Source organism: Vibrio ziniensis (assembly GCF_011064285.1).
GTDB classification, from domain to species: Bacteria; Pseudomonadota; Gammaproteobacteria; order Enterobacterales; family Vibrionaceae; genus Vibrio; species Vibrio ziniensis.
Map to the genome: position 1 here is coordinate 1,056,655 of NZ_CP049332.1, position 24,210 is coordinate 1,080,864.

Here is a 24,210-nt window from a genome sequence, read left to right on the forward strand (position 1 = left end):
ATTAAATAAATATTGCCATATGAGTACAAAGTAAACATCAAACATTATTGACATTATTTTAGCTTCGCGCAAAGTGGTTAAGGTATGATGGTTGGCAACGAATTCGAAGAGCAAATATCAATGCAGCTGAAAGCAAATAAGACTGCACAGTTTTTTATTTCTGGTGAATACAACCAAGTTGATCTTGGTGACGAATGTGTGATTCTCTCATCTTTGATGAGTGAAGAGCACATTCCTTTTAATATTTGGAATGGCAAGGTAAAAATCGAACGTGGTGCCATTTGGGGATCATTGCAGTTTTTTGCTCACGAAGAGTACGGAAAACAACGAAGCTGGTTGGTTCAAGGTTTACCTTGGCCGGAGTGTCGTAAGTTCGCTCATAAAGCTGTAGCGATTTATCAAAATTGGCACAACCAACAGTGTGTTCAACTGAGCCAATATCTTCCCCGTTGGCAGCAAGAGTTAACCCGCTTAATTCGCTTGCCCTCATTCTTACCACATTCTCTAACAGATAGTTGGGTTAACCGTGTTTATGATGATCTCACGACTATGAGCATCTCTTTTGAAGAGGCCCATAAGCGTTTACCTGAACACATTTCCAGTTTGTCTCCGTGGATTCTCAATACGTCGGATCAACTCGCTGAGCGCAACAGTCGTTGGATTGAAAACGAGAGATTGAATTGGGAAGTATTGTTTAGCCAAATTGAATCCTCACCTCTCAATCTATCGCAACAATATGCAGTGTTACTTAATGATGACCACAACTTGGTGCTAGCTGGTGCTGGCTCAGGTAAGACAAGCGTGCTTACCGCGAGGGTTGCATATCTTTTGCAAAGCCATTTAGCACAAGCTGAAGATATCTTATTAGTTGCGTTCGGAAAGGACGCTGCAAGTGAAATGGAGTTGAGATTAAAGAACAAGATCGGCCTCGCGGCAGAGAACATTCGCGTGAACACGTTTCATCAGCTTGGTTTAAGTATTTTGAATCAAGTTGACGGGGGGAATGTGGTTATTTCTCCCATTGCTCTAGATGAAAAACTTAAGAAAGCGTGGTGCATTGATTGGCTTAAGCGTCACTGGATGACTCCCACTAATTTTAAACGTTGGCAAAAGCATTTAGCGCAGTGGCCAATAGCCTATTTAGCAGGTGATGATGAACTTGGAAGTCATGTTGAAAACCCTAAACTGATTGCATGGCTAGAAAAACAACTCGATCAACTGACTTTGTTAGCTATCCCCAAAAAATCAGTTCAGGAACGATTGGTAGAGTATCCTGATTACTCTCGTTTGAACAGCGAGCTTTCTTTGTGTTGGCCTTGCTATCAAGCATGGCAAGATATGTTAAAAGAGAACAATCACATCGATTTCAATATTATGATCAGTCGGGCGACAGATTATGTGACCAAGGGTAAGTTTTCATCTCCTTGGAAGTTCATAATGATCGACGAGTATCAGGATATTTCTCCACAGCGGTTAGCTCTTATTCAGGCATTATGTGAGCAAAAGTCCAACCAGTGTAATTTGTTTGCAGTGGGAGACGATTGGCAGTCGATTTACCAATTTGCAGGCTCTGATGTTGATTTGACTACAGGGTTCGAATCACGTATGCCGTATTCAACAGTACATCATTTAGATACAACTTATCGTTTTAACGACAAACTTGGAGAAGTCGCTAATCGATTTATTCAGCAAAATCCACAGCAGCGCCAAAAAACACTTAACAGTGTGAAATCTCAAAGTAGTAAAGCTGTGGTTCTTTCGCCGAGTACAAGTGTAGAAAAGATATTAGATGGCTTAAATCGAAGAGTTTCCGGTATCAAAACGGTATTGCTATTAGGCAGAAATCATTACCATAAACCCGAATTGTTACGTGATTGGCAAAACAGGTTTTTGTCGTTGAAATTGGAGTTTATGACATGCCATGCGAGTAAGGGAAAAGAAGCTGACTTTGTTATTATTCTTTCCGTCGATGAAGGACAATTCCCAGCGAAAGTGAAAGCGTTACATTTGGATAGCGCTTTGACAGAATCTAAAGACGATTATTCTTTCGCTGAAGAAAGACGATTATTTTATGTAGCGATGACTCGGGCACGTGAAAAAGTATGGGTTACATATTCAGGAAGTGGCTCAGTATTTGTGCAAGAGTTGTTGAATGGTGATTATCCAGTGACTAAGAAAAGTTAAAAGGATTCTATATGAGCCAAGCATTATTGTTAGTAGATGTGCAAAATGATTTCTCTCCTTCAGGCGCTTTGCCTGTAGCGGAGGGCGATAAAATCGTTCCAGTGATAAATCAATTAATTCCTCATTTTGACCATGTAATTGCAACAAAAGACTGGCATCCAGCAGGGCATTCAAGTTTCGCCTCGTCAAACAACCAAGCGGTTGGTGATGTGATTGTTTTAGATGGCACACCTCAAATAATGTGGCCAGATCACTGTGTTCAAGGTACTGAAGGGGCTGAATTTATCGATGGATTGAATGTTGGTGCTATTACACAAATTATTCATAAAGGGACCAACCCTAATATCGATAGTTACAGTGGATTCTTTGATAATCAAAGACTTCAAGCAACAGGCTTGGCAGAATATTTGAATGCTCAAGACATCAAAGAGTTAGTGATTGTTGGTCTTGCGACGGATTACTGTGTCAAGTTTACGGCTATCGATGCTGTGTCTTTGGGATTTAAAACATCCATTGTACAAGATGCATGTCGAGGAGTAGAAATGGCTACAGGTGATGTTGAAAGTGCTTGGAAGCAAATGAAGCAAGCAGGGTGTAAACTTGTCCAATCGCGTGACTTTGTTAATCAATAATCATCCGTTGAGTGTAAATAAAAAATCCCCTTTAACAGGGGATTTTTTATGCTTGCAGCTATAGACGTTCAGCCAGGTAAGATTCGTAATCAGGAATCTCTATATCTACCTGCTTATCAATAAATTCTGAACTAAATAAGAATTTTGCAGTTGCACGGTTGGTTGCCACAGGAATGTTCCATACGCCAGCAATACGAAGTAATGCTTTAACATCAGGATCGTGTGGAACGGCATTGAGTGGATCCCAGAAGAATATCAATACGTCAATTTTACCTTCAGAAATCAAAGCTCCTAATTGTTGGTCTCCCCCCATTGGGCCACTGATTAAACTCTTAATTGGCAGGCCTGTCTCTTTATTTAGCATGTTGCCAGTAGTGCCAGTTGCATATAAAAAGTGGCGCTGTAGCTTTTCTTTATTCTCTTTTACCCAGCGCAAAAGTTCAGGTTTGCAGTTGTCGTGCGCAACGAGTGCTACGTGTTTAGAAGCCGCCATTGTGCGAGTTGTTGCTTTCATTAATTCTTTCCCAACAAATAGATTTGTTATTTAAATAACGAAATAGACCAAGTAATTCAATCTCTTTTATTAAAAATGTTGTTCTGTATTCAATTCAGAACCCTAAAATCATGATACGTGTTTAAATTGGTTAATTTATGACAGACTCTGTAAGTATTGGCTAGGCATTGCATGTTTGAAAGGAAGGCTAAGCACAATAGGAATATAAGATGACAAGGAAGCTTTTAAAACTAGCTGGACATTGAGGAGTAATGACCAGCTAGCGCAGTGAGTTTAGAATACTTTGCTACTAAAATTTATAGCTTTCAGGGACAACAACGATGCCTTTTTCTGAAATTTTAAAACGTTTAGCGTCTTCAATCGCGTTCAGTCCAATCTGTGTATTAGGCGGAATTTTTACATGTTTATCAATGATACAGTTTACCAACTGGCAGCCTTCTCCAACTTCAACATCATCGAATAGAATACTATCAACGACAGTAGCACTATCATTGATCACCACACTCCCTGAAATGATCGAATGATGAACTGAGCCTCCAGAGTTAATGACTCCGTTGGAAATGATAGAATTAATAAAAATACCTTCGTTACCAGTCGCTGAGGACACTGTTCTAGCTGGTGGTAATTGAGGCTCATAAGTTCTAATCGCCCAGTTCTTTTGATACAGATTCATTGGAGGAACTGGCTCTAATAAATCCATGTTTGCTTCATAGAATGAGTCAATAGTACCAACATCTCTCCAATAGCAATCTCGATCAACACGACCTTTCTCATTGCAGAACTCATAGGCATAAACGCTACGGGTTTCAATAAGCTTAGGAATAATGTCTTTACCAAAATCGTGCGTTGATGTTTCTACCTCAGAATCCTCATGCAGCGCTTGCTGCAACACATCCATAGAGAATATATAGATCCCCATAGATACTAGACTTGAATTAGGACTATTTGGCATTGACGGTGGATCATTTGGCTTTTCAATAAACGAAGTGATGCGGTTCTCGTCGTCGACGCCCATTACTCCAAAGGCAGAGGCTTGAGCTCTCGGAACCTCCATACAAGCAATCGTCAGTTTTGCACCTGTTGCTTTGTGCTCCTCAAGCATTGCAGCATAGTCCATACGATAAATATGGTCACCGGAAAGAACCACTACATGCTTAGCATCACTACGTGAAAGTAGCCACATGTTATGAAATAAGGCATCTGCTGTACCTTCATACCATTTGCCGCCTTTACGCATTTGCGGAGGGACCACTGTGATGAATTCACCAAGTTCAGGGTTGAATATCGACCAGCCATCACGTAGATGTTTCTGCAAAGAGTGAGATTTGTATTGCGTTAGTACAAGTATTCGACGCAATCCGGAGTGTAGGCAATTGGTTAAGGTAAAATCAATAATGCGATATTTTCCGCCAAATGGTACAGCGGGTTTGGCCCGATCATCAGTGAGGGGGGATAATCGTGAACCCATACCGCCGGCTAATACTACCGCTAAGGTGTCTTGCATCTTATTTCTCCCTAAATATGTGCAATTCGTATTCACTTTTTAGAGAGTAGTACAAGTTTCGAGCCAAAATTGAAACCTATGTCATGTCTTGAATTATTAATATGAGAAATTTCTAATGCACCATATTGATGCGGATATGGTTCAAGTTGCGCAATAAAATAGTGCAACTACGCACGTATTGAAACGGTGGTATATGAGAGAACTTTTCCTACGGATGAACCGTTCAAGAAGACCTAAGTTTACAATGTAAATCTTATTCTTGATGCGGGATTAAAGCTTGTTGCGAGCTAATATTTTTCAAAGTGAAAATTTCGTTATCATAAGAACGTCTCATTATCTCAAGCTGCTTTTTTAAATGAGTAAAATCCTGTATTAGTTGCTGGTCTGATCTTATGTAGTGCCCTGCAGCAACTTCGTTGGCTATCAGTTTGTCGCTTCCACATGCCTCTTCAATATCACGCCAAGTTTGTAATTGCTCTAAAACCTCATCTGGGAGTCGATCTATGTATTGAATTAGGCTATTGAGTTGCTGGCGAGACTCCGATATCGCGAGAATTTGTTTGTTTACCTTATCTTGAAAATGATTCGTGTCCTTACTCCAAAGGTAAGATAACTCATTATTCGAGAATTCTACGTGTAGAAAAATGGATTGCTGAAAACTTGGTAGCCACTCGTTGTATTTGGATGCTAATAGATTGTACGTTTGATCCCAAACTCGTTGAGAAGCAAGTGCTTTGTTCCATTCTTGCTCGTTACATTGGCTAGCCTGGCTAAGCCAGGATAAAGTTATCAACATAACGGTCGATACAGAGCGTAAGTGTGTTTTCAAACTTTTCATTGTCGAAGGATATGTACGGTTTAGATTAATAATATTAATGCTGCTAACCCAACAATATAGTTAGTATTATTATAGTTAAAGAAAACAAAATATTGGTAATTCACTAGGCTCAAACCATAAGGTATGACACAAAACATGAAAAAATTTCTGATGGTTGTATTTTTGCTTATCGGGATTGTAGGTGCTGGTGCCGGTTACTACCTGTTTTACTATAAACCTAAACAAGAATTGGCTAACCAAGCGGCTAAAGTTGATGAGAAAAATGATGAGATCGAAGAGGGTGAGCCTCAAAGCATTGTTGAGATAAAACCAGAGAATATGGAATTTTACGTAGATGTTGAAAAGCTAGGAATCCGAGAAGCTGCCAATCTAGATACGTTTGTAGAACGCTATTTGTATAAAGGTGACAAAGTTCGTTTATTAGAAAAAAAGAATGGATGGGGACGTGTCTCAGCATATTTTGTATATGAGCAAGGTGGACCTGAAATTGCTGAATGGATTCCGTTAGAAGGGTTAGTGGAAGATGCACCGATTATTACACCTGAAGAGCGGAAAAAAACGGTACAGGGTTACATATCGGAGTCTGACGATCTCATACAGTTCGAAGAAATGTTCTTAAAAACGACGGACAAGCTTCTAAATGATGGTAGTTGTTCACCTGTAGATTTTGAAGAGCTTGGAGGCTGGGTTAAATCCACTAAATATGCTGGGCGAGATGTATATTTCATTTACTGTGGTGGCATGAAATTAGCTGACAAAATTTATCTAGATGTTCGCACTGGTGAAGTGTTTTACTGAAGAATCAGTTAATTGGCCAAATATTTTGGTCCAAGTCCTATAAGAAAACCACTTTTCATATACTGCTTAATTGAGCGTTAATTGCTGTTGATGTTTGATATCGTTTCGTCAAATAGTGATTTGCTCTCAATTCATATCATTTAATGTCAACTAATCTCTAAAGTGGCAAGCGTGGAGTGCGAGTTGTTGCATTTCTACACTTTTCCTAGATTCAATGTTTAGGAGGCACTATGAGTAATGAACGGCACGGCCTATCTATCGGCCTTGATAGAGTTGGTAATGAGTTTTTCGTATCAATCAAAGCAGTTGGTCGACTTACCCATGAAGATTATCAATTGATTACGCCAATGATCGATGCTGCATTGATCAAAGTAAACCAGCCCAAAGTAAAAGTTCTTTTCGATGCAACTGAGCTTAAGGGGTGGGAGCTTAGAGCAGCATGGGATGACTTCAAATTGGGACTAAAGCATGGCTCAGATTTTGACAAAATTGCCTTGTTCGGTAATCGCGATTGGCAAGAGGTTTCGGCAAAAATTGGGAATTGGTTTGTTTCAGGAGAAATTAAATATTTCGAAAGTTATAGCGATGCGATAACTTGGTTGAAAAACTAATACTGAAAAATTAGTCTAGATCAAAACCAATCAGAGTAAGGATACTTGGTTGCTATAGATAGGGAAAGTATGGATAAGTTAACGCCAATGACGTCGATGTACTTTGAACAATTGCTCAGTATTGCAAGACGTAAAAGTGTCATCGACACCGCTAGTGATTGGTTCGAAGGTTCGCAGACATACCTTAGCGAGATGCGAACTGAACTCGATGAAGTTCTTGAAGAAATTCCCCTCAACCGGCGTTGCTATCTGGAGCAGGAGTTGGGGGATTTACTTTGGGATTATCTAAACATTTTACTTGCTTTGGAATCTGAATCTGACATCAAGTTAGAGAGCGTACTAGAACGAGCATGTCTGAAATTTGAACAAAGAGTCAGCGGGCTAGAAAATGGGGTTTCATGGTGTGATATTAAAGCCAAGCAAAAGCTCTCATTAGCAGAAGAACAACTGAAATGGGAGCAGCAAAACTGCCTCATGCCTTCTTGTAACTTAAGTAAATAACTCACCTCTTACAAGAACGATAAGGTTTGTTAGTTCACACAAGATTTAATACTTATGAATAAAGGGCGGATAGCTATGTCTAAACATACTGCTAAAGTGTCGTGGTGTCGTAGGGACGGCGAAGTATTTAGCGATAACAAATATAGCCGTGCACACATATGGGAATTTGATGGTGGCGTCGTCGTTCCTGCCTCTCCTTCTCCCAGCGTTGTTCCTCTACCTTATTCCGTTGAAGCCAATGTAGATCCTGAGGAAGCATTTGTCGCAGCTCTGTCTAGTTGTCACATGCTTGTTTTTCTTTCTATCGCTGCGAAGAAACGCTATGTTGTTGACGGATATAGTGATGAAGCAGAAGGTTTGCTTGAGCTTGATGAGCAAAATAAAGAATCTATCACCAAAGTTGTGTTACGACCCAAAGTAACCTTTGTCGGGGAAAATAAACCAAGTATACAAATACTGGAAAAAATGCATCACCAAGCGCATGAAAACTGTTTTATTGCTAACTCAGTAAAAACGAAAGTTATTACAGAAATTGTTTATTAAGGATTAAGGGCTAACAATGAAAATAGGGATATTTGTTTATGACAACGCTGAAGTGTTGGATTTTGCTGGCCCCTTTGAAGTGTTCAGTACAGCTAAGAGGCTTGCAGGCAATGATTGGGAGGTACTACTTATTGCCGAACAGCAAACTTTGGTCAGGGCTCGTGGTGGGTTTGACGTTCAACCGCATTTCTCGTTCGATAGCACACCAAATATAGATGTTTTGATCATTGTTGGTGGTGTTCATAATGAAGAAGTGAAAAAGTCAAAAGTCATAGATTGGATTAAAAACTTGGTACCCAATACGAACATGGTAGCTTCAGTTTGTACTGGTGCATTTTTGTTAGCTAAAGCGGGTGTAATCACTGATCATTGTGTGACGACTCATTGGGAAGATATCGCTGATTTGAGAGCGGAATTTCCGTTGTTGGAGGTTAAGGAAAACGTACGATGGGTTAAACAAGGAAACATAGTTACTTCTGCTGGAATTTCCGCGGGCATCGATATGAGTTTATTTTTAGTATCTGAGATTGCTTCTATGGACTTAGCATTAAAGACAGCCAAACAAATGGATTATGATTGGCAGAAAAATTCTTAAAATATAATGGGTTAGAACACTACTTTATCGAGTCTAACCACATGCAAGCTGAACTCTTGGGATTACACGTTCAGGTGTACCAAGGAAATATCCTTGATACATATTTAGATTCAGTTCTTTCATAGCTTCAAACTGCTGCTCAGTTTCTATACCTTCGACAACCGTTTTTGCCTTGGCATTTTGGGCGACTGTGATTGCATCCAGTAAAGGAGTGGTATCACCACTCATATATTTATTTAACAGTGTGCGATCAAACTTGATAATATCTGGAGTTATAAGGTCAACTCGTTCTGAGGTAGAAGCGTGTGAACCGTAGTCATCGACGGCGATATGAAATCCATAGTTGGAAAGTGTTTGTGTCGCTTCTTTTAGCAGCTCATTGTCTTCGGAGTGTTGTTCTACTATCTCCATAACTATCTGGGGACGTCTAATATTAAGTTCGTTAATACGTGTTGATAAACGGGTTGAGAAGCTTTCGTTTTGTACCAAAAATTGGCCAACCGAAGGTAATAGATTTAAGAAAAGCCTAATATTTTTAAAAGGGGAGTTAGAAAAATTTCTAACATGAATAGCTCTGCTTAATAATTCGACATTAATTTGATCAATTTGATTAAATTGATCTGAGTGAAAGAACAAGTCAGGTCGGATTTGTCTTTGCCCATTTGTATATATTCTAACCAAAGCTTCTACACCAACGATTCGTTTTTCTCTCGAAAAGATTGGTTGGAAAACACTGCGTAGCGTCATCTGTTTATAATGAGCTATATATTGTCCCGCATTATCGATACTAATGTGTTTATCGAACTGGTGTCTCTGAGTAAGAATCATATAATCAGCTAAATCCCAAAAATAATATTTAATTTACGCATCCATACGTCAATTTGTTTTGATTCACGTCATAGTATTGACGATATTAATATTCTGTCAATAATTAATAAACGGATCATGAATTTCAGAAGATCTAAATAATGATCCTTGATGTGATCTGTATTTGTCTAGATCATGATCTAAAAATAAATAATTTTATCATATTGATAATGCTGAATTAAATTTATTAATAATTTGTTTTTTAATGATCTGATGACTGAAATTACAATACGATCACCTTTATTTAATTGAGTAATAAAATCTCTGAAAGTTGATATGCTTCAAGTTTATTTTTTAGCGATCGTCAAAAAAATCTTTATTTCTTATGTAGCGGCTCATTAAATGATATGAAAATGGTCTTATAGCCCATGAAACGATACTTTTGCCCAATCGAAGAAGCGTTGGTGTATTTTCATACACTCTTTCATTATGTAACCATAGCAATTTTCCAACATGCCAATAATAAAACGGTAAAGGTGGTAGAAAAGTAACAATATCAAGATCACAACATACACGATAAGTTTTATGAGCAAGTAAATATCGCTTTCTAAATTGGTATCCACCTATTGCAGGTTGGCCAAATGTCACGACTCTCTTAATTGATTTAGGATATTTCTTCTCAACTAAATCAGCGAGTACCGTACTAATTGCTCCTCCAGATGAATGACCCGTAAAAGTGATTTTCTTATTTAGTTCAATGTGAGGGACAATGTAGCTCAATAACCGCTCGTAAACGCTTAAACCTAGTTTGTCACTATTGTAGCCAGGGAGGCTTTCTTGCAATATCAACAATGAATAACCAGCATGAATAGGATAATTCGTACCCAGTGTTTTAGGTGTAATCTGCCACATACCAAGATTTAATAGCCAGTCCCAAAGAGAATGAGATCCTTTGATTACGACAATAACTTCATCACTCTTTTTGCTCCAAAGAATGCGCATCATCACTTTACCGAAACGGTTATAAACAATACGTTGTCCGTTAGGGTCAAATCCGTAGTTGGTTTGCTTAAACACTCTGGGATATGCGAGGTTACACAGCACGGCATATCTTTCGTATTGATAGCGCTTTAGGCTTTTCACATTCAAATTAACTGGTGGTTTTTACTTACTATGAGACAGAAATATGTAAGGAAAGTGACAGAAAAATAAAAATGGAAGCATATGAAAAAAGGGCTAGAGATCATTCACTACGCCCACTGTAAGACTGCGTATAGCTGGATATATTTTCTTACTAACTGTTGGTTTTTAGAATGTTTCAAAGGATGGCCGAATTTGATGTAACAAGGACTAATTTTATAACGCGCTTCTAAAGCTTGAGTTAATAGTGAGTCACTCTCGTAAAGAGTAATGCCTTGAGCATTGTATTCATCAATTTCATCCGGGAGTTGACCTGTCCACCAATGAAGCAGTTCACGGCTTTTCTGGCTTTTGCTTATCCAATGATCGGTGAGAAGAATAAGTAGATCGTTAGGTTGAATGGCAAATGCATACTCTTGTTTCCACTGTGAGATGTCACGCATCAGTTTGTCACGACATGTTTTACCTGCACTGACTAAATGATGAGTTAGTATCCAAACGGTACCCATCTCACTGGTTACTCGAAAATGATGTGGCATATCACCATCAAAAGTAGATTCGATGGAATCGTAATCACAGGCATGACCGAACTCAGTTAATGTTCGTGATAAGCGGCGAGCAAAAGCTAAACCTAAGTGATGTTCACTCATTCCTTTGTTGTGAATGGTAGGATAGTGCTTTTCACACAACCTCAAGCAATCGGTTTGGAATTCATTGACGCTTTGTGTGACCAAGTCCAGTAACAATTACTTATTCTCCATAATTTAAGCCTAGTTAGAGTATCACAGTTACATTTTCTCTCTAGTGCAAAATAGCCGTTTTAGGTCACCAATTCTTGAAATTTATATCTCTCTAAAGGTCTCGTTGAAAACTAGAAGTAAGTTGGCGTGAAATTCATGATTTTTATTGGCTATAATATCTCCCTAAATTTACTGGGGGATATTGCGATGAGTGACATTGAATTTACTCAACAACAAAAAGAAGGTTTGACTGCCGCTTTACAGAAATACTGTGCCGATGAGCTTGAAATCGAGATCGAGCAGTTCGATGCTTGGTTCTTGTTAGAATTTGTTACAAATAAGATAGGGCCAGTTTATTACAATAAAGGACTCTCAGATGCTCAATCTGTAGTGGAAAGAAAGATGCTAGATATTGCAGATGAACTCTATCAAATTGAAAAACAAAGTGAATTTTAAATCTATCTTCAAATCTATACTCAAATAAGTCATTCAATTTATTTGAACAAGTACTTCAATCTAAATGTATAGCTGCCTGGTAAATATTGGTAAATACTCTGTTAACACTATGTATCTAGTGATACTGTCTTGTTGATTAATGGTATCTAAATGGTTTTGAGAGAAGCTGACATGAGTTCCCAAGTTACACACTACAATGTTGTATCGCGATATATTCACTGGTTCTCGGCAGTTGTGATTGTTGGAATGTTCGCTGTTGGTCTTTGGATGACGGATCTTTCTTATTACAGCTCTTGGTATCAAACAGCTCCACATTGGCATAAGTCAGTTGGTTTGCTTTTAGCAGGCTTAACCGTCTTTCGCATCGTTTGGAAGTTGGTGACAGTGTCACCTGGAGTCGAAGGCTCTAAACTCGAACGCATACTGGCAAAGATTGTCCACCTGTTTATCTATTTCGATCTTTTTGTTTTGTTTGCCTCTGGTTACTTCATATCTACTGAAGATGGACGCGGTATTGATGTCTTTAACTGGTTTACCGTTCCTGGGGCAGGAGCTCTGTTTGAAGGACAAGCAGATCTAGCTGGCCTCATTCACTTATATGCTGCATGGACTTTGATTCTAGTTGCTGTGGTACATGCGCTTGCAGCATTTAAACACCACTTTGTTAATAAAGATAATACGCTACGCAAAATGATAGGAGTATAGTAATGAAGAAAACGTTATTGGCAGTTGGATTGACGGCAAGTATGATTGCATCTTTTGGTGCAAGTGCAGCAGACTACGCAATTGATTCTAAAGGTGCACACGCTTCTATCAACTTCAAAGTTAGTCATTTGGGTTATAGTTTTATTAAAGGACGCTTTAATAAGTTTGATGGTCAATTCTCTTTTGATGCGAACAGCATTAACACTTCTTCAGTACAAGTAAATGTGGATACAACAAGTCTTGATTCAAACCAAGCTGAACGTGATAAACACATTAGAAGTGCAGATTTTATTGATGCAGCGAAATTTAGCTCTGCTACTTTCAAGAGCACTAAAGTAGTGGATAAAGGCAACGGTAAACTTGATGTAATAGGGGATTTAACGCTGCACGGGCATACAAAGAGTATTACAATTGACGCAGAGTTTATTGGCGCTGGTAAGGACCCATGGGGTGGTCAAAGAGCTGGATTTACGGGAACAACTCGTCTAGAACTTAAAGATTTCGATATTGCAGTCATGGGACCCGCAAGCTATGTAGATATGGAACTTCATATCGAAGGCATTCAAAAGTAAATAGGTTTTGATAAGAAAAGCCCCTGTTACTTTTATACAGTAACTTAAAGGGGCTTTGTTTTATTAGCCAACTGATATGTTATTTTTAATATTCGCGGTTATGCGCTTTCAAGCTGTTTTTCTTCGACAATGCTTAAACGTTCACCATAGATTGAGCGAAGAGCTTGAAGTACATGATATCGTTCAACCATTCCAATAAAATGTCCGTCTTCAAGTACGGGTAATTGATGTGGTTTTTGAACTTTCATACTCTTGGCCCGTTCTTCTACCGATAAAGTGGTGAAGCGAGTAGCAATGCCCATACTGGTAGTCGGATAAAGTTGTTCTTTATCTATGCATAGGAATTCTGCTACATCGACAAGCTTGTCATTTACGTCTATAGCGATGACGTCTCGAGACATCAAGTCAACGACTTTTTGATCTTTAGTTGGAATGTAGTTTTGGCACCATAACTCAACCATAACGTCATGAGCAGAGAAAATACCAACTAGACGGTTATCCATGTTGACTACCGCTGCAACCGTCACGTGATTATCAAGAAGTTTATCGATAGCGGTTTGAACTGGCATATCTGCACTAATTCTAAGTGGGTTTGGATCCATAATGTCTTTCATTGTGATGGTATTGTTCATAGTTATATCCTTAACTGACGTTACTGGTGTTGTTTGAGTAATTGTTGATATTTGGGTTGAGATAAGCTTCGGACGGCTGTAAATAGACCAGTTTGCTAAACCAACTAAAACTGCACCGCCAACGATATTTCCGAATGTCACAGGTATTAAATTAGCTGTAACGAAATGAAATACGTTGAGGTCTGAATACGCCGAAGCGCTGGTGCCGATTTGCTGCCAGAAAGAATCTGGTGCAAAGTTTTGGATCACTATACCTAGTGGAACCATAAACATATTGGCTACACAGTGCTCAAAGCCACTTGATACAAACATTGCAACGGGCATAATGGTCATCACTGCCTTAGTCATTGCATTTGCAGAACTAAAAGTTAACCAGATTGCAAGGCACACCAATAAATTACAAAGAACGCCAAGAGCAAAAGCTTGCAAAGTAGTGTGGTGTAATTTGTGTTGAGCGATGTTTAGTGCATTTAAGCCCCATTGACCATGATCTAATTGATACAAGCCTGCCGCTGTAACCAGTAAAAGTAAAAACATTGCCCCAATAAAATTGCCGACATAAACCTTCCCCCAAACAGTAAGCATTTTTTTAAAGCTAATTTGCTTGTTTGCCCAAGAGATGCTGGACAATACTGAACTGGTAAATAGCTCTCCGCCACAAATGACAATTAGTATCAGACCCATGCTAAATGCTAATCCACCAACAAAACGATTAAGTCCCCATTCCGCATTTGCGTTACCGGTAGTCACTGTGATGTAAAACAGAAATGCTAACCCAATAAATGCTCCAGCCATGATGGCTAGGCTTATCGTCATACCGCTGGATTTTTGCGCTTTGCTGAGTGCGAATTTCTCAGCTTCCACCATCATCTCTTTTGGCGAAAAATAATGTTGATTGTAAGACTCAGCTGACGCCATATCTGGTCTCCATTTTGCTATTCATATTTATCTCCTTTTTTATAAAACAACACGTTATGTGTCATTTCGTAACTAGGTTAGCGTCCTACATTTGGCTAAGTAAAATTGATAATATTAAAAGACCCTATCAATTCTGTTGATATGCTCGGTCTAGTAGGTAGAATGGATATGTTGCTCAAAGAAGAGCAAGGCTTTGACTAATGGAGAGATGGTGCGATGAGATATTCACTGAAGCAACTGGCTGTATTTGATGCTATTGCAGATGTCGGTAGTGTCAGTGTTGCTGCTGAGAAATTATCTTTAACTCAATCAGCGACAAGTATGTCTTTAGCACAACTCGAAAAAATGTTAGGACGACCGCTTTTTGAACGTCAAGGTAAGCAAATGGCGTTAACTCATTGGGGAATGTGGCTTCGTCCAAAGGCTAAACGCCTATTACAAGACGCCCAACAAATCGAAATGGGTTTTTATGATCAGCATTTAGTCAGTGGTGAGATTTCTATAGGAGCAAGTCAAACTCCAGCAGAACATTTAGTGCCTGATCTTATCAGTATTCTTGATAATGACTTTCCTGAGATCCGAATTGATTTGAAAGTGAAAAGTACTCAAGCAGTAATAGAGGGCGTTTTGGACTACAAATTTGATTTGGGCATTATTGAGGGGCGTAGCGATGATAACCGAATTCATCAAGAAGAGTGGTGTCGTGATAATTTAACTGTTATTGCTTCAGCTCATCATCCTTTTGCTAAGCGTACCACGGTGAGTCTTGCCCAACTAGAGCAAGCGAAATGGGTATTGCGAGAAAGAGGTTCTGGCACAAGAAAGACTTTTGATAGTTCTATCCACCACCTGATAGAAGACTTGGATGTGTGGCGTGAGTATGAACATGTTCCTGTTTTGCGTACTCTCGTCGCGAATGGTCCTTATCTGACTTGCCTACCTTATTTAGATGTCGAACGTTTTATTGAAATAGGAAAATTGGTCGCATTAAATGTTCCAGAACTCAATATGGAACGAACGCTTTCATTTATTTGGCGAGCAGATATGGCCGAAAATCCTTTAGCAGAGTGCATTATGCGTGAAGGCTTTAGAATGATGAAAGGACGCTCTTTATTTTTATAAAGGTTTTGGTGACTGGCGTTACATCTGCAGTATGGATCAACGAGTTTTCTTAATTACTATTTATGTTGATTTATCATTTACGTCACTAGATTTCTGCAAATGCAATATTAATTACATTATCAATGTGATTTGTATCACATTAAAATAATTGAGCAATCATTAGTATCTCACCTCGATTCACTGTTGCGGCTTTTATTCACTAGAAGACGTTTCGTAGAGGGTATGATGAGTACACTTTTAGCTATAGCAATCACAACTGGAATTCTTTCTGGTATTTGGGGATGGGTGGCTATTTCATTTGGCTTGCTTTCGTGGGCTGGTTTTTTGGGCTGTACTAGCTATTTTGCCTCACCTAAAGATGGGGTTCGAGGCTTGTTGCAAAGCTATGCTACAAATTTGGCTGGCGTATTCTGGGCTGTGGTGATCATCAGCGGTTCACAATACATGTCTATCGAAATCTTTGGCTATGTATTAACGGGTATTGTCTCATTCTTAATGTGTATCCAAGCTAAAAAACAATGGCTGAGTTATATCCCAGGCACATTTATTGGGTGTTGTGCGACGTTTGCCGCTAATGGAGATTGGCAGATTGTTATTCCATCTCTGTTATTAGGTGGTGCTTTTGGTTACTCCATGAAAGCAAGTGGGTTATGGCTACATAAGCAGTCGAATATCGAAAAGAATGGCACTCAAGCATTGATGAAAGAACAAACTCCGTAACTCAGTTGTCGTATCAATATTTTTTATCCATCGATTCAATAGATATTTAATAGATTTATTAATCAAAAAGGGCGTACTGAAAAGTATGCCCTTTTTGTTGCTAAGCTTGAAGTGATTACACTCGTCATGTATTTCCATTTGCCATAGTGATAACTCGTTTTAACGTCCATCTAAGAAGTACGGGGATACATTCCACACCACCAGCTTCACAATGTGAAACGATGGCTAAGGCTAAATCAGGTTTAGCGTGTTTTTTTAGCACCCTTGTGACCACTTTTTTAGCTGGAATAGGTTGATCGTGGGGGATCTTAACCATGTCTTTAAAGAAAAACTCAAAACCGTGCGAATAAAGAAAATGTTCAATATCTTTATCAGGTAATTCTGTTAATCGGTGCCTTTGTTGATCATGTCCTAGCATATTAATGACAGTGGCTGAGTATTTTTTTCCCGCTGAATCACCATCTGTCACGACATGCCAATCGATACCAAATGACTTAGCGACTTTAATTAGAGATTTCAAGCCAGACTGAGCAAATTCGATGATCTGCACTCCTTCTGCGGCCAAGTTATAGCCGCATTGTCGTGCTAGTTCACTGAACAACCAAACTTCCGTCTCCCCTTCAACTAATAACCAACAACGTGCAAATAGGGCTCCAGTGCGGTGGAAACGGATATGAAATCCTATCCTTCTTAGCTCATCTTGACCAAATCCTTTGATTGGCATTGATGTTGCGATTGTTCTATCAGATTTTCGTACCAACCGACGAATAGAATGCATTGGTACTGCGCCTAAAAGTTCTCCACTGTTGGTCGTGAGTATTTTCTGCATTGGCAACAGTTCAAGCAAACTCCAAGCTCGTGCGAGATGCGTAGGATGTAAGCGACCTTCAGGGTCTTCAACAATCAGTATCGGCCTTGCGCAGCGGCGTATATCAGCAGGACCTTTGGCTTGCAAATAAGCGTTGAGTAATCCCAAAAAAAGCAGTCTTGTTTGTCTGTCTTTAGTTTCACCAACAATCTGTTTCAAACTCTTATCATTCGTAGGTGTAGCGTAAACGAGACTGTCTCTTTCTAAACGTGGGTTGTTGCGGCTTTGACTTTTGAAAGAGAAATAGTGATCAACCAATGCATTCATTGCGTTCAGGCTACTACGCATTTCTCCTTTATTGACGTGACCAGGGATCGCCATTAACCGACGACATGTATTATCAATCCGTTTTTCTACTCGTTCGTTTTCATTGCTAGTTTTACCAAATGGTCTTACAAATCGGCGTGAGTCTCGTAAACGGATAACAGGATGCAAACTCATCAACTCTCTAGCCAACTTTTCGCTGTGATGGACTGTAATAGGGTTACCTTCCAAATCTAAAAAGGTGTATGTAGTGGAAATGTCATATTTAACGCGCGAAGCACTAACTCTGTAAATGATGCGATGGGTGCCGTCTTCGTCTTCGCACCATATTGGCTTCAGCTTTCTATATCGTCCCGCTCTATGTTCATTTTTATCTGTAGTAACAAAACTTAATATGATTTGCAGATGCTGGGTTTGAGGGTGAGAAATAGAGTAGTCGACATGAAAATCTTGTAACTCAAATTGATAGGGTTCCGAAGACGTTGGAAGCATAACCGACAGCGCGTCGAGTAAGGAAGACTTCCCCCATGTGTTCTCGCCAATCAAAGCCGTCAGTTCATCAAATGAAAGTGATAAGCGACGAATACCGCGAAAGCCAGAAATTTCGATACGTTCTAATAGCATCGGCCAACTCCTCATGCCTCATATATCAACGAGGTCATTATCATTTTTCTTTAAGCATAATGTAAAACTGCAATGTAAGCAGATGGTTATCTCACATAAACTTTATAAGCTATATCAGTGACGATTAAACTAGTTGTCTCGATGATGTCAAACTGTCTAACTTTGTTTGCATTACCGTTTCATTACTATCACGATTCTGTCATGATCTGTACGCTAGAATTAGAGTGAAAGAAAAGAGAAAAGACAAATATGAAAAATATAAAAGACACTAAGAAAGTAACATCCATCACTCTGGCCCATATCAACGATACCCATTCTTACTTTGAACCAACGTCATTACAGCTAACTCTAGATATCAATGGTAAGACATTAACTCCTTTTGTCAGTGCAGGCGGTTTTGCTCGTATAGCAACTCGTGTACAACAGCTCAGAGAAGATGCTCGTCGTATGGATAAAGGTTTTATCTTCTTGCATGCAGGAGATTGTTTCCAAGGAACACTGTATTTCTCGTTATTTAAAGGAAAAGCGAACGCAGACATGCTTAATGCTATTGGTTTAGACGCAATGGCATTAGGTAATCACGAGCTCGATATGGGCAATGAACCTGTGGCTATCTTTGCTCAACGTGCCAATTTCCCATTGCTATGCGGTAACTGGGATCTTTCTAAAGAACGTTTGGATAAAAGACATCGCTTATCAGATAACGAGTCGGTTAAATCTTTTAATCCAATATTACGTTGTGCAAATTGGATTACCAAACATGTTGATGGTAGCGAAATCGCTATTTTTGGTCTCTCGTTAGACAAAATGGTTGATATTGCTAACCCTGATAGTGATACACCGTTTAGGAACGCTTTGGAAACGGCAAATCGAACCGTTGAGCAAATTCACAAGGCAGGAATAAACAAAATTATTCTTCTTAGCCATTTAGGCTATGAAGCAGATAAAGAGCTTGCACGACAAGTTAATGGCATCAGTGTGATTGTTGGTGGTCATAGTCATGTCCTTCAGGGTGACTTCAGTGCGCTGGGGTTAGAAACACAAGAAGAATATGGTCAGCGTATCAATAATACTTATGTTGTTCAGTCAGGCTTATATGCTCTAGCTCTTGGACATTGTCATATTGATTTTGATGATTATGGCAATGTTGTTGGTTTTGCAGGTAGAAATGAATTATTGCTTGGTCGCCGTCTATTTTTAGACGCAAGCATGAGTGAGACAGGTAGTGATTGTACGCATTTAGAAGCGTGCGAGTACGTAAACAATCATCCCAATGTTGTCGTATGTAAAAAAGATCCAGAAGTGCAGGGTATTTTGCTCAATAAGTACATACCGCGAGTAAGAGAGCTGCAATCTCAAATGATTGCCGAAGCTAAAGAGTCACTGAGACACGTTCGAGTACCTGATGAACAAGGACCAAGCGAACTGGCTCCGCTCGTTGCACAATCATTTGTGCATGCAATGCGTGAGCGTGGCCATGAAGTTCAATTTGCTATACACAATGCTGGTGGTGTACGAACTTCTATTCAACCCGGCAAGCTGTCCGTTGCCGATATCGCAGGTAACCTGTTGCCGTTTGCCGTTCCGATTGGTGTCTATTCGGTCAAAGGTGAAACCATAGCCTTGACGTTAGAAGGTGCAATCAATAATGCAACTAATAACGGTATCGAAGGGACTGGGTCTGGCAGTTATCCCTATACTCATAACTTGAGTTTCTGTTACAACGCAGATAAACCGATTGGTCAACGTATTACAGAACTCAAAATTAATATTAATAGCGAATGGCAACTTGTTGAATCAGAAGCTTTTTATTGTGGTACATCTTCAGCTTATACGATGAAAGGCAAAGAAGGTTATGATGCAATAACGGCAATGATTGGCGAGGGCTATGTAAGCAATGTATCGATGGCAGATGCGTTTATAAGCATGTTGATGGATCAGCCTGATATTCTTAATAATCGATCATTAAAACAACGTCATACTCATCAGATGTAAAACGGCATAATGTTTGCTCATTACGTTTCAGTCTTAATTTCTCAATAGACAGAGAGGGAAAGGGGGGAAACATGTGGGTTCAAGACTGGCTCGATGCAGCCGTTGTGGTTGGGTGGATTGGTGCGTGGTCAGCACTAGTTTATTTACTACCACTTGCTGGATTTTGAAATGTGCTTTGTAATCAAGGCAAGATGAAAAATGGAGCTAACAAAGGCTCCTTTTTTAATTAGAGATCTAGAGGATTTCGGATGTGTAGAATAGACTACCTCTGTTTTGGGGAGTAGTCGCCTCGAGTATATTTGTCGTCATCACGTTAAGTTATACTTATCCGGCAAGTATAAATATCTGTTCAACTGAGTAACGAATATTTCGACGAGACCAACGCATTCAGCACTGTGTAAGCAGTGGCTTTTTGGTATGCCGAAGGTTTCTAACTCATCTATTGATGTTCCTTCCGATTTAGGAGGAACGATGTCCGTATCGACCTATATTAGTTTTGCCGCGTTGACGGTAATACTTGTTTGCCTTGATATTTGGCAGACTCGAGGTAGTCACATCACTATTAGAAAAGCTGTATTGTGGAGCCTATTTTGGTTTTCTCTGGCTTTTGTGTTTGCTGTATCAATCTATCATTTGTGGGATATATATGCCCCTGATAGCAACTATACACCGCAGAAAGCAACAATATCTTTTATTACTGGATACTTATTAGAAAAATCTCTTAGCGTCGATAATCTCTTTATGTTTGCTGTAATTTTCCATCAGTATAATGTTCCAGAACATTTGCGCCCGAGAGCGTTATTATGGGGCGTTGTAGGCGCATTACTTCTTCGAGCAATCATGATTGTACTAGGTTCAGAGCTTTTGTCCCACTACCATTGGGTAATGTATCTTTTTGCAGCATTCTTGATATGGACGGGCTTCCAACTGATGGGGTCGTCGAATGAACAGGAAACTATTAATCCAATGCCTGAAAGACTAATGCGTAAAGTTATTCCAGTAACGAATGACTTTAAAGGGCAAATGTTATTTCATCAGTCTAAACAAGGATGGGTTGCTACACCGATGTTGGTTGTTATCGCTGTTATAGCATTCATGGATGTCATGTTTGCTTTGGATTCGATACCAGCAATATTTGCTGTAACACAAGAACCGTTTTTAGTGCTAGCCGCAAACGTTTTTGCATTACTAGGATTACGTTCATTGTACTTTGTTTTACAAGGTATGATGGATAAGTTTATTTATTTGAAGCCTGCTTTATCATTCATCATGCTGTTTATTGGTGTAAAAATGATATTGGTAGGTTCAGAGTGGGAAATTCCTACCTATATATCTTTGTTTGTACTATTAGGAACAATGACAGTAGCAGTAGTGTGTTCGCTACTTAAGCAGAGAATTATCCGTAAAAATAAACTAAATCAAATAAAATCAATAGAATAATTCATTTACCCAATGCTGTCTTCTCAGTAATTGAAGTTGAGATGGAGCTAACAAGTTATTAAAAAGGCTGCTGTTAATAAATTGTATGTGAATTATGTTTCGACTGGTTATCTTGAATTATTATGCGCTATTATGTTCATTTGTTGCTTTTTTAGTCGTGACTTCTGATTTGATATTTTAAGAGTTGTAAATGGGTTGTTTCATTAGTTTAACTTATCTGAATGTCCAATTTTTGTCATTTCTTAACTGGTGAATTATTACCTATCATTATTGCAAATACAGAAAGTTACCGATTTATTAAGAGAGGCTATCATGGCACAAGCAATGTATATGGGTAGTGTAGCAACGACCACCTCTATGGATAAGAAAACCTATGCGGTTAACTTCAAAGGATTGATAGCTCATTTGATTGACATTTTATTTGTAGATAACAAACCAGCAGCTAGCTACTACAGTGTTGATTTGTCAAACCATATTCAGCGTGATATTGGCTTGAATCGATAATCAAATGTGTAAGAATTAAAAAAGCCGAAGACTCTTAGAGTGTTCGGCTTTTTTGATCTCAGCAAAGAGATAAGTGGCTTGTGAAATGGCTGGATTAAGATCAACGATTTCATAAGCAACGCAAGTCACTATTTCTTACGACAATATTCAGCGATGATGTACATTGACTGACCGTTAGCTTTACCAGATATAAGTTTAGGATCATCCGCTAAGCTAATACCACGAACCACAGTACCTTGTTTAATTACTTGAGAAGAACCTTTGATCGGAAGGTCTTTAATGATGGTTACGTCGTCACCTTTTTTAAGTTCTACACCGTTTACATCACGTGGTTTCTCTGCGTCATCGTCCATACCGATTGCAGCCCAGTTTGCGATTTCTTCTTCCATGTACATCATGTCTAGAAGGTCATGAGCCCAACCTTCAGCCGCGCTCAGACGCTTAAGTTGACGCCATGCAAGAACTTGCACTGGTGGAACTTGGCTCCACATACTGTCATTCAAACAACGCCAGTGATTTGCATCTGCTGTTTCGGGATCTTCAATCTGACTTTTACATGTGTCACAAAGCATCGCAGAGTGATCTACGGTAACTAGAGTGTGTGGTGCAACCACATATGGAGTTAAAGACGCTTCAGCGGCGCAAAGCTCACATTTCGATTCGCAGCGTTCAAGCAAAGTTGCTTCAGTAGACATATTACCCACCTTTGTAAATTTCGTAAGCGCGTATTATCCACTTTATGCTCAGGATTTAAAGGGGTATTCATTCAAACCCTAAATATCAGACACATATATCGCATAGTTTTACGTTTATCTTACAAATGGCATAATCACGTTCCAAATTACAATAAGAGTAGAACAGATTTGTGGAACTATTAAGCACCGAATTATTCGGTAAACCTCTTCGTCTTGAGGGCTCAATGGCTGGTTGGCAGCAATTGTTCTGGAACAATACTTTGATTTCTCAAAGAGAAGCTCAAAACGATGACTCAAATGAAATTAGTCACCACTTTAAATTGCAAAAAGGTGAGCAGCTTATTGAGTGTCGACTTGAAGTTGATCTTACTTGGCAGCCATTTAGCCTTGCATATCGAATTGTTGTGGATGAGTTACTTGTCGAGGAAAACATCAGTACAGTAAAAGATATAGAGAGACAAGTTCCAGTTACTCCGCCACCCGTTGATAGACGTTTTAGTCTTATTGGTGTTGTATCCTTGGGAATGAAAGCGTTAAAAAGTGCTAAATTAATCAAAGTGCTGCTTGCTTCTGCAAGTCTCGCTGCATATTCGTGGTTGTTTTCGTACCAATTTGCGATCGCTTTAATACTTTGTTTAGTGTTTCATGAATATGGACACGTAAAGGCCATGAAGTATTTTGGTATGCGTACCAAAGGTATCTATTTGGTTCCGTTTTTAGGTGGACTCGCTCTTAGTGATGAAAAGATAAATACTCGTTGGCAAGACGTTGTTATTTCAATCATGGGACCTTGTTTCGGTTTTATTCTTTCTCTCGTTTTTGTGATGATTTATTGGATGACGGGAAGTCATTTATGGGCGGCGCTTGCGGCTTTTAATGCGTTCTTAAACTTATTTAATCTGTTACCTATCTTGCCATTAGATGGTGGTCATGTTCTAAAGAGTATCAGCTTTTCGATGAACAGCCGTCTAGGCATGATTATTTGTCTTGCCACCATTGTTGGTGGCATCGCACTAAGTTATTCACTCGGATTAACCTTATTAGGTTTCTTGTTGGTGATGGGGTCACTTGATTTAGTGTTTGAGTGGAAAAATAGGCATCACAGTCATTTGTTACCGTTGGATCGATATGGACAAGTGGTTTCGACAGTCTGGTATATTGGTCTGTTGGTCGGTCTCATTAGTATTATCGTTGGATTTGCGACAACAGGTGACACCTTATTGAGCTTGCCGCTGCTTATATTAGGTACGTAATTCTGTGAATTAAAAGGGAGCTTTCGCTCCCTTCA

25 protein-coding genes are annotated in these 24,210 nt (G+C 39.2%); 16 read left to right on the forward strand and 9 right to left on the reverse strand.

All coding sequences use genetic code 11. The annotated features are described in order from the left end of the window. Positions 1–120 precede the first annotated feature (120 nt). Positions 121–2,184 carry a DNA helicase IV gene (gene helD, locus G5S32_RS19685; RefSeq protein ID WP_165314217.1) on the forward strand — a complete coding sequence of 688 codons (2,064 nt, stop codon included), beginning with the start codon at positions 121–123 and terminating at the stop codon, positions 2,182–2,184. Positions 2,185–2,195: 11 nt separating this feature from the next. After that, positions 2,196–2,816 (forward strand): bifunctional nicotinamidase/pyrazinamidase, encoded by a 621-nt coding sequence (gene pncA, locus G5S32_RS19690; protein WP_165313841.1) that lies wholly within the window; start codon positions 2,196–2,198, stop codon positions 2,814–2,816. A 58-nt stretch (positions 2,817–2,874) separates the two neighbouring features. Here the strand turns inward: pncA and G5S32_RS19695 are convergent, their stop codons facing one another. From G5S32_RS19695 to G5S32_RS19705, 3 genes are all read right to left on the reverse strand, one after another. Next, entirely contained in the window at positions 2,875–3,330 is a 456-nt protein-coding gene (locus tag G5S32_RS19695; protein WP_165313842.1) for a methylglyoxal synthase, read from the reverse strand. A 289-nt stretch (positions 3,331–3,619) separates the two neighbouring features. Then, positions 3,620–4,870 (reverse strand): glucose-1-phosphate adenylyltransferase, encoded by a 1,251-nt coding sequence (glgC, locus tag G5S32_RS19700; RefSeq protein WP_343033180.1) that lies wholly within the window; start codon positions 4,868–4,870, stop codon positions 3,620–3,622. Between the two features lie 217 nt (positions 4,871–5,087). Then, positions 5,088–5,663, reverse strand: coding sequence for a hypothetical protein (locus tag G5S32_RS19705; RefSeq protein ID WP_165313844.1), 576 nt, complete (start codon positions 5,661–5,663; stop codon positions 5,088–5,090). A 144-nt stretch (positions 5,664–5,807) separates the two neighbouring features. Here G5S32_RS19705 and G5S32_RS19710 point away from each other — a divergent pair, with 144 nt between their 5' ends. The 5 genes from G5S32_RS19710 to G5S32_RS19730 all read left to right on the forward strand — a co-directional run bounded on the left by G5S32_RS19710 (position 5,808) and on the right by G5S32_RS19730 (position 8,720). Then, a complete protein-coding gene (locus G5S32_RS19710; RefSeq protein WP_165313845.1) occupies positions 5,808–6,470 on the forward strand; it encodes an SH3 domain-containing protein in 663 nt (220 codons plus the stop codon). Between the two features lie 230 nt (positions 6,471–6,700). After that, entirely contained in the window at positions 6,701–7,081 is a 381-nt protein-coding gene (locus G5S32_RS19715) for a SpoIIAA family protein (RefSeq protein ID WP_165313846.1), read from the forward strand. Positions 7,082–7,150: 69 nt separating this feature from the next. Further along, positions 7,151–7,582, forward strand: coding sequence for a MazG nucleotide pyrophosphohydrolase domain-containing protein (locus tag G5S32_RS19720; RefSeq protein ID WP_246201132.1), 432 nt, complete (start codon positions 7,151–7,153; stop codon positions 7,580–7,582). A 75-nt stretch (positions 7,583–7,657) separates the two neighbouring features. Then, on the forward strand, positions 7,658–8,125 hold the full coding sequence (locus G5S32_RS19725; protein WP_165313847.1) for an OsmC family protein: 468 nt from the start codon (positions 7,658–7,660) through the stop codon (positions 8,123–8,125). Positions 8,126–8,141: 16 nt separating this feature from the next. Continuing rightward, on the forward strand, positions 8,142–8,720 hold the full coding sequence (locus tag G5S32_RS19730; protein WP_165313848.1) for a DJ-1/PfpI family protein: 579 nt from the start codon (positions 8,142–8,144) through the stop codon (positions 8,718–8,720). 33 nt (positions 8,721–8,753) lie between these two features. On the opposite strand, the gene G5S32_RS19735 is transcribed toward G5S32_RS19730, so the two are convergent. From G5S32_RS19735 to G5S32_RS19745, 3 genes are all read right to left on the reverse strand, one after another. After that, positions 8,754–9,548 carry an EAL domain-containing protein gene (locus tag G5S32_RS19735; protein ID WP_165313849.1) on the reverse strand — a complete coding sequence of 265 codons (795 nt, stop codon included), beginning with the start codon at positions 9,546–9,548 and terminating at the stop codon, positions 8,754–8,756. 333 nt (positions 9,549–9,881) lie between these two features. Next, on the reverse strand, positions 9,882–10,670 hold the full coding sequence (locus G5S32_RS19740; RefSeq protein ID WP_165313850.1) for a lipase family protein: 789 nt from the start codon (positions 10,668–10,670) through the stop codon (positions 9,882–9,884). A 107-nt stretch (positions 10,671–10,777) separates the two neighbouring features. Then, positions 10,778–11,413 carry a hypothetical protein gene (locus tag G5S32_RS19745; RefSeq protein ID WP_165313851.1) on the reverse strand — a complete coding sequence of 212 codons (636 nt, stop codon included), beginning with the start codon at positions 11,411–11,413 and terminating at the stop codon, positions 10,778–10,780. Between the two features lie 201 nt (positions 11,414–11,614). Here G5S32_RS19745 and G5S32_RS19750 point away from each other — a divergent pair, with 201 nt between their 5' ends. The 3 genes from G5S32_RS19750 (at position 11,615) to G5S32_RS19760 (ending at position 13,140) form a co-directional block, all read left to right on the forward strand. Beyond that, positions 11,615–11,863, forward strand: coding sequence for a DUF2164 domain-containing protein (locus G5S32_RS19750; protein ID WP_165313852.1), 249 nt, complete (start codon positions 11,615–11,617; stop codon positions 11,861–11,863). 171 nt (positions 11,864–12,034) lie between these two features. Next, on the forward strand, positions 12,035–12,568 hold the full coding sequence (locus G5S32_RS19755) for a cytochrome b (RefSeq protein WP_165313853.1): 534 nt from the start codon (positions 12,035–12,037) through the stop codon (positions 12,566–12,568). Positions 12,569–12,570: 2 nt separating this feature from the next. Then, entirely contained in the window at positions 12,571–13,140 is a 570-nt protein-coding gene (locus G5S32_RS19760; protein WP_165313854.1) for a YceI family protein, read from the forward strand. A 98-nt stretch (positions 13,141–13,238) separates the two neighbouring features. Here G5S32_RS19760 and focA read toward each other — a convergent pair whose 3' ends face one another. Beyond that, positions 13,239–14,690, reverse strand: a complete 1,452-nt coding sequence (gene focA, locus G5S32_RS19765) for a formate transporter FocA (RefSeq protein ID WP_165313855.1) — start codon at positions 14,688–14,690, stop codon at positions 13,239–13,241. A gap of 216 nt (positions 14,691–14,906) precedes the next feature. On the opposite strand from focA, the gene G5S32_RS19770 reads away from it, so the two are divergent. Continuing rightward, complete coding sequence (locus tag G5S32_RS19770; RefSeq protein ID WP_165313856.1) at positions 14,907–15,812, forward strand: LysR substrate-binding domain-containing protein; 906 nt, start codon at positions 14,907–14,909, stop codon at positions 15,810–15,812. 225 nt (positions 15,813–16,037) lie between these two features. Beyond that, complete coding sequence (locus G5S32_RS19775) at positions 16,038–16,532, forward strand: DUF1097 domain-containing protein (RefSeq protein ID WP_165313857.1); 495 nt, start codon at positions 16,038–16,040, stop codon at positions 16,530–16,532. A 124-nt stretch (positions 16,533–16,656) separates the two neighbouring features. Here the strand turns inward: G5S32_RS19775 and G5S32_RS19780 are convergent, their stop codons facing one another. Continuing rightward, complete coding sequence (locus tag G5S32_RS19780) at positions 16,657–18,288, reverse strand: ATP-dependent endonuclease (protein WP_165313858.1); 1,632 nt, start codon at positions 18,286–18,288, stop codon at positions 16,657–16,659. A 249-nt stretch (positions 18,289–18,537) separates the two neighbouring features. On the opposite strand from G5S32_RS19780, the gene G5S32_RS19785 reads away from it, so the two are divergent. The 3 genes from G5S32_RS19785 (at position 18,538) to G5S32_RS19795 (ending at position 22,227) form a co-directional block, all read left to right on the forward strand. Then, entirely contained in the window at positions 18,538–20,283 is a 1,746-nt protein-coding gene (locus G5S32_RS19785) for a bifunctional metallophosphatase/5'-nucleotidase (RefSeq protein ID WP_165313859.1), read from the forward strand. 471 nt (positions 20,284–20,754) lie between these two features. Continuing rightward, a complete protein-coding gene (locus G5S32_RS19790; protein WP_165314219.1) occupies positions 20,755–21,723 on the forward strand; it encodes a TerC/Alx family metal homeostasis membrane protein in 969 nt (322 codons plus the stop codon). 312 nt (positions 21,724–22,035) lie between these two features. After that, positions 22,036–22,227 (forward strand): hypothetical protein, encoded by a 192-nt coding sequence (locus G5S32_RS19795; protein ID WP_165313860.1) that lies wholly within the window; start codon positions 22,036–22,038, stop codon positions 22,225–22,227. A gap of 128 nt (positions 22,228–22,355) precedes the next feature. Here G5S32_RS19795 and G5S32_RS19800 read toward each other — a convergent pair whose 3' ends face one another. Next, on the reverse strand, positions 22,356–22,922 hold the full coding sequence (locus tag G5S32_RS19800; RefSeq protein WP_165313861.1) for a PhnA domain-containing protein: 567 nt from the start codon (positions 22,920–22,922) through the stop codon (positions 22,356–22,358). Between the two features lie 170 nt (positions 22,923–23,092). Between G5S32_RS19800 and G5S32_RS19805 the strand changes: the two genes are divergently transcribed. Next, a complete protein-coding gene (locus tag G5S32_RS19805; RefSeq protein WP_165313862.1) occupies positions 23,093–24,175 on the forward strand; it encodes a site-2 protease family protein in 1,083 nt (360 codons plus the stop codon). The last annotated feature ends 35 nt before the right edge of the window (positions 24,176–24,210 follow it).

Coding starts and splice junctions, on each gene's coding strand:
- helD (WP_165314217.1), top strand. CDS start 121: ATGCAGCTGAAAGCAAATAAGACTGCACAGTTTTTTATTTCTGGTGAA.
- G5S32_RS19695 (WP_165313842.1), bottom strand. CDS start 3,330: ATGAAAGCAACAACTCGCACAATGGCGGCTTCTAAACACGTAGCACTC.
- G5S32_RS19790 (WP_165314219.1), top strand. CDS start 20,755: ATGTCCGTATCGACCTATATTAGTTTTGCCGCGTTGACGGTAATACTT.
- G5S32_RS19800 (WP_165313861.1), bottom strand. CDS start 22,922: ATGTCTACTGAAGCAACTTTGCTTGAACGCTGCGAATCGAAATGTGAG.
- pncA (WP_165313841.1), top strand. CDS start 2,196: ATGAGCCAAGCATTATTGTTAGTAGATGTGCAAAATGATTTCTCTCCT.
- G5S32_RS19775 (WP_165313857.1), top strand. CDS start 16,038: ATGAGTACACTTTTAGCTATAGCAATCACAACTGGAATTCTTTCTGGT.
- G5S32_RS19795 (WP_165313860.1), top strand. CDS start 22,036: ATGGCACAAGCAATGTATATGGGTAGTGTAGCAACGACCACCTCTATG.
- G5S32_RS19755 (WP_165313853.1), top strand. CDS start 12,035: ATGAGTTCCCAAGTTACACACTACAATGTTGTATCGCGATATATTCAC.
- G5S32_RS19730 (WP_165313848.1), top strand. CDS start 8,142: ATGAAAATAGGGATATTTGTTTATGACAACGCTGAAGTGTTGGATTTT.
- G5S32_RS19735 (WP_165313849.1), bottom strand. CDS start 9,548: ATGATTCTTACTCAGAGACACCAGTTCGATAAACACATTAGTATCGAT.
- G5S32_RS19760 (WP_165313854.1), top strand. CDS start 12,571: ATGAAGAAAACGTTATTGGCAGTTGGATTGACGGCAAGTATGATTGCA.
- focA (WP_165313855.1), bottom strand. CDS start 14,690: ATGGCGTCAGCTGAGTCTTACAATCAACATTATTTTTCGCCAAAAGAG.
- G5S32_RS19785 (WP_165313859.1), top strand. CDS start 18,538: ATGAAAAATATAAAAGACACTAAGAAAGTAACATCCATCACTCTGGCC.
- G5S32_RS19770 (WP_165313856.1), top strand. CDS start 14,907: ATGAGATATTCACTGAAGCAACTGGCTGTATTTGATGCTATTGCAGAT.
- G5S32_RS19710 (WP_165313845.1), top strand. CDS start 5,808: ATGAAAAAATTTCTGATGGTTGTATTTTTGCTTATCGGGATTGTAGGT.
- G5S32_RS19780 (WP_165313858.1), bottom strand. CDS start 18,288: ATGCTATTAGAACGTATCGAAATTTCTGGCTTTCGCGGTATTCGTCGC.
- G5S32_RS19725 (WP_165313847.1), top strand. CDS start 7,658: ATGTCTAAACATACTGCTAAAGTGTCGTGGTGTCGTAGGGACGGCGAA.
- G5S32_RS19750 (WP_165313852.1), top strand. CDS start 11,615: ATGAGTGACATTGAATTTACTCAACAACAAAAAGAAGGTTTGACTGCC.
- G5S32_RS19720 (WP_246201132.1), top strand. CDS start 7,151: ATGGATAAGTTAACGCCAATGACGTCGATGTACTTTGAACAATTGCTC.
- G5S32_RS19715 (WP_165313846.1), top strand. CDS start 6,701: ATGAGTAATGAACGGCACGGCCTATCTATCGGCCTTGATAGAGTTGGT.